Annotated in this window: 9 protein-coding genes; 6 read left to right on the top strand and 3 right to left on the bottom strand. The window is 42.7% G+C overall.

Annotation, left to right across the window (positions count from 1 at the left end):
- Positions 1–164: 164 nt before the first annotated feature.
- Positions 165–827, bottom strand: coding sequence for a GntR family transcriptional regulator (locus M998_RS18270; protein ID WP_068444830.1), 663 nt, complete (start codon positions 825–827; stop codon positions 165–167).
- 433 nt (positions 828–1,260) lie between these two features.
- On the opposite strand from M998_RS18270, the gene M998_RS18275 reads away from it, so the two are divergent.
- Genes M998_RS18275 through M998_RS18295 form a run of 5 tightly spaced genes read left to right on the top strand, consistent with a single transcriptional unit; the run spans position 1,261 to position 7,456 of the window.
- On the top strand, positions 1,261–2,499 hold the full coding sequence (locus tag M998_RS18275) for an NRAMP family divalent metal transporter (protein WP_068444829.1): 1,239 nt from the start codon (positions 1,261–1,263) through the stop codon (positions 2,497–2,499).
- Between the two features lie 28 nt (positions 2,500–2,527).
- Entirely contained in the window at positions 2,528–3,307 is a 780-nt protein-coding gene (locus M998_RS18280; protein WP_068444827.1) for a LamB/YcsF family protein, read from the top strand.
- Complete coding sequence (locus tag M998_RS18285; protein WP_068910191.1) at positions 3,304–4,110, top strand: putative hydro-lyase; 807 nt, start codon at positions 3,304–3,306, stop codon at positions 4,108–4,110. Before M998_RS18280 ends, M998_RS18285 begins: the two co-directional genes overlap by 4 nt.
- A 9-nt stretch (positions 4,111–4,119) precedes the next feature.
- The gene (locus tag M998_RS18290) at positions 4,120–5,724 is read left to right on the top strand and encodes a 5-oxoprolinase subunit B/C family protein (protein ID WP_068910193.1); all 1,605 of its coding nucleotides are present in this window, start codon (positions 4,120–4,122) and stop codon (positions 5,722–5,724) included.
- Positions 5,714–7,456: an acetyl/propionyl/methylcrotonyl-CoA carboxylase subunit alpha gene (locus M998_RS18295; RefSeq protein ID WP_068910194.1), complete on the top strand. Its 1,743-nt coding sequence runs from the start codon at positions 5,714–5,716 to the stop codon at positions 7,454–7,456. The genes M998_RS18290 and M998_RS18295 overlap by 11 nt, the downstream gene beginning before the upstream one ends.
- A 55-nt stretch (positions 7,457–7,511) precedes the next feature.
- Here M998_RS18295 and M998_RS18300 read toward each other — a convergent pair whose 3' ends face one another.
- Positions 7,512–7,781 carry a hypothetical protein gene (locus M998_RS18300; RefSeq protein ID WP_068444820.1) on the bottom strand — a complete coding sequence of 90 codons (270 nt, stop codon included), beginning with the start codon at positions 7,779–7,781 and terminating at the stop codon, positions 7,512–7,514.
- 401 nt (positions 7,782–8,182) lie between these two features.
- Here M998_RS18300 and M998_RS18305 point away from each other — a divergent pair, with 401 nt between their 5' ends.
- On the top strand, positions 8,183–8,725 hold the full coding sequence (locus M998_RS18305) for a DUF924 family protein (RefSeq protein ID WP_068444818.1): 543 nt from the start codon (positions 8,183–8,185) through the stop codon (positions 8,723–8,725).
- Between the two features lie 65 nt (positions 8,726–8,790).
- Here the strand turns inward: M998_RS18305 and M998_RS18310 are convergent, their stop codons facing one another.
- A complete protein-coding gene (locus M998_RS18310) occupies positions 8,791–9,384 on the bottom strand; it encodes a molecular chaperone TorD family protein (protein WP_068910196.1) in 594 nt (197 codons plus the stop codon).
- Positions 9,385–9,633: the final 249 nt, after the last annotated feature.

A 9,633-nucleotide genomic window follows, 5' to 3' on the forward strand; every position in this document is an offset into this window, starting at 1 on the left:
CGGATATAAAGCTCGATAAGCAATAAATATAAATAATTAAATATTTATTTAAAAGAGAAGGATTTCATTCTCACTGAAATTTTTATTATGATATAGATTAATTAATAAAATATTCAATGATACTTTTAAGGTGTGTAGAAAAAACACGTTAAGTTTAGGGTAGATCAAAATAGGGATTGGCTACGTTTATAAGCGGCTAAAAGTGTTCTTTCTGACAAATCAAGGTAGCGGCGTAAACTCTCTGCAGCTTCTTGGTTTTGCCCTGCATCGAGTAATTCTAGTATAGACTGGTTTTTATCAATATAAGGTGCATAAAGTATTTTAGGGTCATTTAAGTGGCCAAATGCTAAACGTAGTTCCGCAGAAACATTGCGATAGAGCTTGATTAAACGCTCACTATCAGAAAGCTCAACAATTCCAGTGTGGAATTTCATGTTCGCCGTACCTACACCAATCCAATTTTCAATTTTTTCATGTTCACGCGCTTCATTGACTGCTTGTTTCATTTTCTGAACCGCAGGATGAAGGGCGTATGAATGAATGAGTGCATCACATTCAATCAAACGGCGGACTTGGTAAATATCAATAATTGCAGCCATATCTGGAACAGAAACAAAAACGCCCTTATTTGGTGCATAAGTGAGTAAACCTTCTTGGGTTAATACCCTGAATACCTCGCGTAAGGTATTACGGGAAATATCGAGTTCTTCACTTAACATTGCTTCTGATAGTCGTTGCCCTGGTGTAAGTGAGCCAATGGTAATTTTATACCGAATGATTTCAGCAATTGTGACAGATAAAGTTTGGGCAACAGGTTGTTTTTTCATAAAAAGACAAACTTAAATTGAGGGTAAATGGGGATAAGGCGCTATCTTCACACATTCGGGGTATAGCGGCAAGGCGACTTTTTCTGAACTTTAATAGTGCATATAAATTAAATTTGCTCTTATTTGGTGCGTCAAGACGCTTTGAGATGTTAATGATCCCAGCTAATTGTTAAAAAAGTGATCAAGATTTGATTTTCAACCTACTAAAGACGATTTTTATTGATTGTTTATCCATCATTTCATATTAATTGTTCAACAATCTATTAAACATGAATTAACAATCGTTGTTCATGGTAGAACAATGGCACGATAATTGCCTAAGTAATCGTAGGGTAATAACGTCAGTTATTATCTAACTCAGATAGATTTAATTCATAACGACATCAACAACCACGCTAATAATTACAAAAATAACCAATTAGAGGGTATGCATATGGCAGCTCAAGAAAGCACAACAACAGCAGAGTATGTTAAAAACCGGCGTTCTTCACTGATAGGCGCTATTTTCTTAATGGCGACATCAGCAATTGGACCCGGTTTTATTACGCAAACGGCGACTTTTACTGTCACACTCGGCGCGGCATTCGCGTTTGGTATTTTGGCTTCTATCATTATTGACTTTGTTGTTCAGCAAAATATTTGGCGAGTAGTAACTTTAACCAAAATGCATTCATCGGATATTGCCAATGCAACTATACCGGGTAGTGGTTATTTGCTGGCGGTATTGGTTATTTTTGGTGGATTGATTTTTAATATTGGTAATATTGCAGGTGCGGGACTTGGCTTAAATGCTTTGGTTGGGCTTGATCCAAAATGGGGTGGGTTGATCAGCGCATTACTTGCTATTTATATATTCTCCTCCCGTAAAGCTAGCACATTTATCGATAGACTCATTATTGGTCTAGGTATCGTGATGATTGGGTTGACGCTATTTGTTGCGATTGCCTCGAACCCACCAATTGGCGAAGCATTACGCCAAAGTGTATTACCCGACACAGTCGATTTTGCCATGATCACCACCATTGTTGGCGGAACCGTCGGTGGCTATATCTGTTATGCAGGCGCGCACCGCTTGTTGGATAAAGGTGCCGTCGGTATTGAAAACATCCATGTGGTTTCCAGTGCGGCAACCAAAGGTATCTTAGTCGTCGGTTTGATGCGCTATATTCTTTTTCTCGCGATCCTTGGCGTTGTTGCCAGTGGTGTTACGATTGATATCTCAGGCCAAGCAGCAAACCCTGCGTCACAAGCTTTCCAAGCCGCTGCCGGTAATTTTGGATTGCGTATCTTTGGCTTGATTCTGTGGGCGGCTGCGTTAACGAGTGTGATTGGTGCTGCTTATACCTCAATGAGTTTCATTAGTGCTTTCAAAAAATCGATAACCGAAAGACAGCGTAATTTTGCCACTATTATTTTTATTGCGATTTCATTAGTTATTTATTTAATGATGGGAACAGCGCCTGCGGCATTACTGGTATTCGCGGGTGGATTTAATGGTCTGATCCTACCGATTGGTTTGACCATCTTTGTTTATATTGGCTGGAAAAGAGCAGATTTGATGTCAGGGTATCATTACCCTCGTTGGTTGCTGTGGTCAGGTGTCGTGACCTGCGCATTGACATGGTATATGGGTGTGATGTCGGTTGAGGCTATCTTCAACTACCTTAAATAATCGTCTGAAATAACGTCAAGGAATCATAATGAAAAAACAAATCGACTTAAACAGTGACCTTGGGGAAAGTTTTGGGCAGTGGCAGATGGGAAATGATGAAGCGATCCTCCCTATTGTAAGTAGTGCCAATATCGCTTGTGGTTTTCATGCTGGGTCGCCAGAAGGTATTTTGAAAACACTCAAGGCAGCGAAAGAAAATGGTGTCGCGGTTGGTGCTCATGTGGGTTATCCGGATCTCGTTGGATTTGGCCGTCGCAATATGGACATCGCATCTAATGAGTTAACGGCGGATGTCATCTATCAAATTGGTGCGCTCAAAGGGTTGGCAATAGCCGCAGGTACACAGGTGCAATACGTTAAGCCGCATGGTGCACTGTATAACACCATAGCGCATGACAAGCGCCAAGCAATGGCCGTTATTAACGCAATCTTAGCCATCGATAGCCAGCTAATACTGGTTGCATTAGCGGGATCACCATTAATTAGTTGGGCGCGTGAAAGTGGTCTAAATGTGGTTGCTGAAGCTTTTGCTGACCGAGCGTATAACAGCGATGGTACGTTAGTTTCTCGAAAATTAGCCGGTTCGGTGTTACATGATCCTAAACAGGTGGCTGAGCGGATGTTGCAACTTGTTAATGAAGGTGGCGTCACTGCTATTGATGGTAAGTTTACGCCGATTGAAGCGGGTTCTATTTGTGTGCACGGGGACAGCCCTGGGGCACTTGAAATGGCGCAACAGGTACGAACTGCATTTGAGAAACAAGGTATCGAAATTTATGGTTTTGCCCATAAAGGAGACCACGAATGAGCCGATTAATACAGGCATCTAAACAAGCCATTGAGGCAGCAAAAGCGGCAAGAGAAGCTATCCGTAATGGTTTTGATCAACCGACAGCAGGCTTAGCATCGGGTATGACGCAAGCCAATATGATTGCGCTTCCGCGTGATTGGGCATTTGATTTTTTATTGTATGCTCAGCGGAATCCAAAAAGTTGCCCCGTTCTTGATGTGTGTGAAGCGGGAAGTTGGCAGACGACCCTTGCGGATGGTGCGGATTTGCGTACCGATATTCCGCGCTATCGGGTATGGGAGAACGGTAAGTTAATTGATGAAATCACCGATGCAACAGTGATTTATCAGCAACATCCGGATCTAGTCACATTTCTAATCGGTTGCAGCTTTACCTTCGAAACGCCAATGATTGAGGCTGGTATTGATATTCGTCATATCACCGATAAATCGAATGTTCCTATGTATAAGACGAATCGCTTATGCCGTCCCGCCGGCCGTTTACAAGGGGAGCTGGTCGTTTCAATGCGCCCAATTCCGGCTAATAGAGTTGCTGATGCGGTAAGTATCACCGGACGATTCCCTGCGGTTCATGGGACACCCGTTCACATTGGTGCACCAGAACAGCTGGGTATTGTCGATATTATGCGGCCAGACTTTGGTGACGCAGTGCGGATAGAAGAGGGTGAAATTCCTGTGTTTTGGGCTTGTGGTGTAACGCCGCAAGCGGCTGTAATGAAATCAGGCGTACCATTCGCGCTTAGCCATGCACCGGGTTACATGTTTATTACTGATGTTCCTGATGCTGCATACCATATATAGAGGTGCCCATTGCGTTTTTTACCCGTCAATTTGAGTGCGTTTATGGTTGAGTTGCAAAGTCTGGAACAGACAATGGCACTTACCGATTCATTGAATGATAGGCCAATCAAGGGGATCGAAGAAATTATCCCTGCGGCAAGAACAATATTAGTGCGTTATAACCCAATCATATCTTTGGTGGATGATTTGGTTCGCGAAATAGCCTTGCGTGATGTATCTAAAACAGCGTGTAAAGCCAGCAAACTGGTCACTATTCCTGTGCATTATAATGGAGAAGACTTAGCGGAAGTCGCACAATACCTTGGAATTACGATCAACGAGGTTATTCAACGCCATACTGAAAATGAATATCAAGTCGCTTTTACGGGTTTTGCGCCCGGTTTCGGTTACATGGTATCCAAACAAGCACAATTACATGTGCATAGACGGCAGTCGCCCCGGATACGAATTCCTGCGGGGTCGGTTGCGCTTGCCGGGGAGTTTAGCAGTGTTTATCCGCAAGCAAGTCCGGGAGGTTGGCAACTCATCGGTATAACTGATATCGCTGTGTGGGATATTCATCGTGAAGAACCCGCCTTATTACAAGCAGGATACCGGGTTAATTTTGTGGATAGCGCAAAGAGCCAAGTTACTTACAGTTTGCCAATCACAAAACCCGTAGACGTAAAATTACCGACACAATCGGAAGATTTGATTGTTTTAACTGCGGGTTTGCAGACGCTATTTCAAGATCACGGTCGTATTGGGCAATCCGCGCTGGGTATTTCTGAATCTGGCGCAATGGATAAAACAGCCCTGCATAGTGCTAATCGATTGGTTGGCAATCCATCCAACTCTGTTGCCCTTGAAATAACACAAGGCGGTTTCAAAGCACAAGCAAATCGAGATTTATTAGTTGCTATTACAGGGGCGGATTGTTCGATTGAAATCATTACTCATGAAAATGAAAGCTACCAAGGCGAGGTTTATCAGCCTATTCATTTAGCTCAAGGGGATGTGATCAAACTTGGACGACCGAGTAAAGGTGTTCGTAGTTATTTAGCGGTGAGAGGGGGCTTTAATGTCGCGCCTGTGTTAAACAGTTGCTCATTTGATACTTTGGCACAAGTCGGACCAACGCCGATTATTAACGGCCAATCACTGTCTATTAACTTGACTAAGAGCGACCAACACGCAATTTCGCTGAATGAAACACCGGCTTTTGAATATCCAACTTCTGAGGATGTGGTGGTGCTGGATGTTGTCTTTGGACCAAGAACTGATTGGTTTACTCAACAAGCTATTGAGCTATTAAGCCAACAATTATGGCAGGTTACGGCAGCATCAAATCGCATTGGGCTACGCCTCGTAGGGGAAAGCCCCGTTGAGCGGGCAAAACGACAAGAACTTCCAAGCGAAGGAACTTGTATTGGTGCCATCCAAGTTCCCGCTAATGGGCAGCCAGTATTATTTTTAAATGATCACCCATTAACCGGGGGATACCCCGTCATTGGAACGGTCTGCGAGTATCATTTGGATTTAGCCGGACAAATTCCAACTAACGCTAAAATTCGCTTTAATCCATTGGATACATTTAAAGAATTAGAAGGGAGCTACGCCGCTGATGAAAAATAATAATCATGAAATTCATAAAGTCTTGATAGCCAACCGAGGTGAAATTGCGGTTCGTATTATTCGCGCTTGCCGTGACTACGGCTTTACATCAGTAGCTGTTTACGCTGATAGCGATATTGATGCACTCCATGTCAATATGGCAGATGAAGCTTATGGGTTAGATGGAAGTACACCAGCTCAAAGCTATTTAAATATTGAAAAGCTGATTGATATTGCAAAAAAATCAGGTGCAACGATGGTGCATCCGGGATACGGTTTTTTATCTGAGCGTGCTGAGTTTGCGCGGGCAGTTGAGTCTGCCGGCTTAATTTGGATTGGTCCTAGTCCTGAAAGTATTGATGTATTGGGTGATAAAGTTAAGGCCCGTCATATTGCAATGCAAGTAGGCGCGCCGCTGGTTGTCGGAACGAAAGATCCTGTGCAAGATCCTAAAGAAGTTGTCGCATTTGCGCATCAGCATGGTTTACCCATCGCGATTAAGGCAGCATTTGGTGGCGGTGGCCGTGGCCTAAAAGTCGCATGGCAACTAAATGAAGTTGAAGAACTTTATCATTCAGCTGTTCGAGAAGCGACGGCTGCATTTGGTCGAGGAGAGTGTTTCCTTGAGCAGTTTTTGCATAACCCTCGACATATTGAAGCTCAGGTCATTGCGGATAAGCATGGCAATGTGGTGGTGGTAGGAACCCGGGATTGCTCTTTGCAGCGCCGCAATCAAAAGCTGGTGGAAGAATCCCCAGCGCCGTTTTTGACTGATGAGCAACAACAAAAAGTGATTAAGTCATCAACAGATATTTGCCGTAAGGCGGGTTATGTAGGGGCTGGAACGGTTGAGTTTTTATTAAGCCAAGATGGCACATTATCATTCTTGGAGGTTAATACACGCTTACAGGTTGAACATCCCGTGACGGAAGAAACCGCAGGTATTGATCTGGTGATTGAACAACTCCGTATTGCACAAGGCCTACCATTAAGTATCACTGAAACACCGGTACCACGAGGCCATGCATTTGAATTCCGTATTAATGCGGAGGATGCAGGTAACGGCTTCTTACCCACGCCGGGAACGATTACTTGCTTTGATGCGCCATCAGGTCCCGGTATTCGGGTTGATAGTGGTGTGACTGCAGGAACAACCATTCCAGCTACATTTGATTCCTTGATGGCAAAGTTAATTGTGGTAGGAAATACGCGAGAACAGGCGATTAATCGTGCTCGTAGGGCATTAGCGGAATTCAAGATTGAAGGAGTCGCATCGGTTTTACCCTTCCACCGAGCAGTGATGGAAGATACTGACTTTTGTGATCAATTTAACGTTCACACGCGTTGGATAGAAACTGAATTTAGCGCACAAATTCCACCAGCAAAAAGACAAATTCCGCAATCAGGTAGTGAATTAACACGAACGTTTATTGAAATAGATGGAAAACGTTGCGAACTTGGCTTACCTGCGCAATTATTTTCTGGTTTTTCTGCGAATAGCGCTGCCCAATCTAAAGTAATGACAGGGCAAAATGAAACTCATCCGGATGTCGTGAGTGCACCTATTTCGGGGGTGTTATTTAACTGGCTGATCCCACAAGGTGAAAGTGTCACGGAAGGTGAAGTGATTGGTGTGATGGAAGCAATGAAAATGGAAGTACAAGTTGTGGCACATCGAGCAGGAAAACTAAAATATAGCGCCAATAAAGGGGATTTTATTGAAGCTGACGGCAAACTTGCTGAAATTAATTAGTTTTTAATTTTAGGAGCAGGGTAAGTTTTACCTGCTCTTTTAAGGTATGAACAGATTAACGTGAATGGCGTTCAGGAATAGCGCGTAGAGGGGGGTTAGGCGCGGGTACTGAATGGGTTTCTGTATCAACAACATCGTCGCTGTCACGATAGACTTCGCCACAGAGAAAATGGAGGTTAGGGCGTTTTGATTCGAGATAAGATTTTCGGCTCATGCATTGTTCTTGGGTGAAGATGGTTTCGGTAACCGGCAGTGCATCACATGAATCTGTACCACAGGGGCTGACCCATAATGCCCAACCAATGAGTACCATATGTCCCGCCATTTACATTGCCTTCCTAATTAAACCCATATTAAATTACAGCCAAATTATACGGCATCAAGGGATAACATCATCTTGCTGACACATTATAAGTGAAATTCTAACATTGGATTAACTAAATGTATGTATTTGGAATTGAACAAAATACAAATTCACACGATTAATCAATCAAATTTTCGTTTTATGATAGTGAGCATACTATTAATTTTGATCAATTGAGTTACCAGTTAAATCTGAAAATAGAAAAAATGCAGAAGTGTAAGCTGCTTAGTTTCTTCGTGGTAGCTCGCAAAAAAACAAAATAATTATCTACAAATTACCGTTTTAAGAGTTCAAGACTGTTAATTTAAACAACTTTTATCTACGATGACATAAATACTCACGATAAATATGAGCAGGTATATATGACAGCCATGGAAGAAGTGCTTTCATTTTGGTTCGAGGAATCAACCCCAAAACAATGGTTTGAAAAAAACTCAAAATTTGATTTGGCGATTACAAAGCGCTTTAGTCATGTTTGTGAACGGGCGGCACAGGGTGAACTTGCGTATTGGCGGGTTTCAATTCGCGGCAGGCTTGCAGAAATCATTGTATTAGACCAATTTTCGCGTAATTTATGGCGTGACACGCCAAAGTCTTTTGCCCAAGATTGTATGGCGCTAGCATTAGCGCAAGAGGCAATTAAACAGCATGATTATAATTTACTGACATTATCTCAGCGCAAATTTATATTAATGCCATTTATGCACTCAGAGTCGAGCTTCATTCACCTTCAGGCTGTTGAGTTATTCCGTATGCTTGGTGATGACAATACCTTAGATTATGAAATGCGCCATAAAGCGATTATCGATAAATTTGGGCGTTATCCACATCGCAATGAAATTTTAGGGCGTCCTTCGACGAAAGAAGAAATTGAATTTTTGATGCAACCTAACTCTTCATTTTAAGTCTGAGTTTGAATGAGTTTGCGATGCAACTTTGCAAACTCATTCAGGTCGCAGATAAAATAAAACTAGCGGTATAGCTCAGCTTTTACTGGCGATAAATCAAGTTGTTGTTGCAGCGAACGTAAATATTTTTCTGCCACCATCGCAAGATTAGGGTAAAAAGGCTGTTCTGTTTTACTCTGTTGAACCAATTCTAGATAGCGATATGACCAAGGTAGTAAATGTTGTTCTAGTAGGATAATAATCGCTTCATCTTCCCCTTGTTCTGCTAAAGCAGAAATTGCCATTAACATTAAGCCAAACTGGTCTTCAGGCTCACGAACGCCAGTTTCAGTCACTAATCCCTTTTCCATCAAAAAATGGCGATATGCAGCGGTCGATTCACCCATGACCGTATTATCGTGTTCCAAGTAAACTGAACCCCAAGGCGGGGCAGGCATCGCACCTTGACCTTCAAATAAGATTGAATAGTCATAGACGATATCATTAGCCTTGGTTTGGGAAAGCGAAATACAGCTTTGTTGCAGTTGTTCAGAGTCTTCCCATTGGTGAAGAGCAGGGATATCACACAGAACGGGCAACAAATTTTGCAGTGTTTCGGTTTGCGGTGAGTAGTAAAAACAAGCGCCTAATATACGTATTAATGTTGTATCTATCATGTTATATCCGTCATATTTCGAGCTACAGCGTTGTTGGCTGCGCTCAGCTCCTCGGGTCACATACTTGTGTATGCTCCCCGAGATATCTTTGCTTGCCGCCTAGCTGTAACTCGAACTATTTAGGATATCGATAATTTAAGTTACAGCGTTGTTGGCTGCGCTTGGCTCCTCGGGTCACATACTTGTGTATGCTCCCCGAGATATCTTTGCTTGCCGCCTAGCTGTAACTCGAACTATTTAGGATATCAA

Source organism: Providencia heimbachae ATCC 35613 (genome assembly GCF_001655055.1).
Lineage (GTDB): Bacteria > Pseudomonadota > Gammaproteobacteria > Enterobacterales > Enterobacteriaceae > Providencia > Providencia heimbachae.

Coding starts and splice junctions, on each gene's coding strand:
- M998_RS18285 (WP_068910191.1), top strand. CDS start 3,304: ATGAGCCGATTAATACAGGCATCTAAACAAGCCATTGAGGCAGCAAAA.
- M998_RS18280 (WP_068444827.1), top strand. CDS start 2,528: ATGAAAAAACAAATCGACTTAAACAGTGACCTTGGGGAAAGTTTTGGG.
- M998_RS18270 (WP_068444830.1), bottom strand. CDS start 827: ATGAAAAAACAACCTGTTGCCCAAACTTTATCTGTCACAATTGCTGAA.
- M998_RS18300 (WP_068444820.1), bottom strand. CDS start 7,781: ATGGCGGGACATATGGTACTCATTGGTTGGGCATTATGGGTCAGCCCC.
- M998_RS18305 (WP_068444818.1), top strand. CDS start 8,183: ATGACAGCCATGGAAGAAGTGCTTTCATTTTGGTTCGAGGAATCAACC.
- M998_RS18295 (WP_068910194.1), top strand. CDS start 5,714: ATGAAAAATAATAATCATGAAATTCATAAAGTCTTGATAGCCAACCGA.
- M998_RS18275 (WP_068444829.1), top strand. CDS start 1,261: ATGGCAGCTCAAGAAAGCACAACAACAGCAGAGTATGTTAAAAACCGG.
- M998_RS18310 (WP_068910196.1), bottom strand. CDS start 9,384: ATGATAGATACAACATTAATACGTATATTAGGCGCTTGTTTTTACTAC.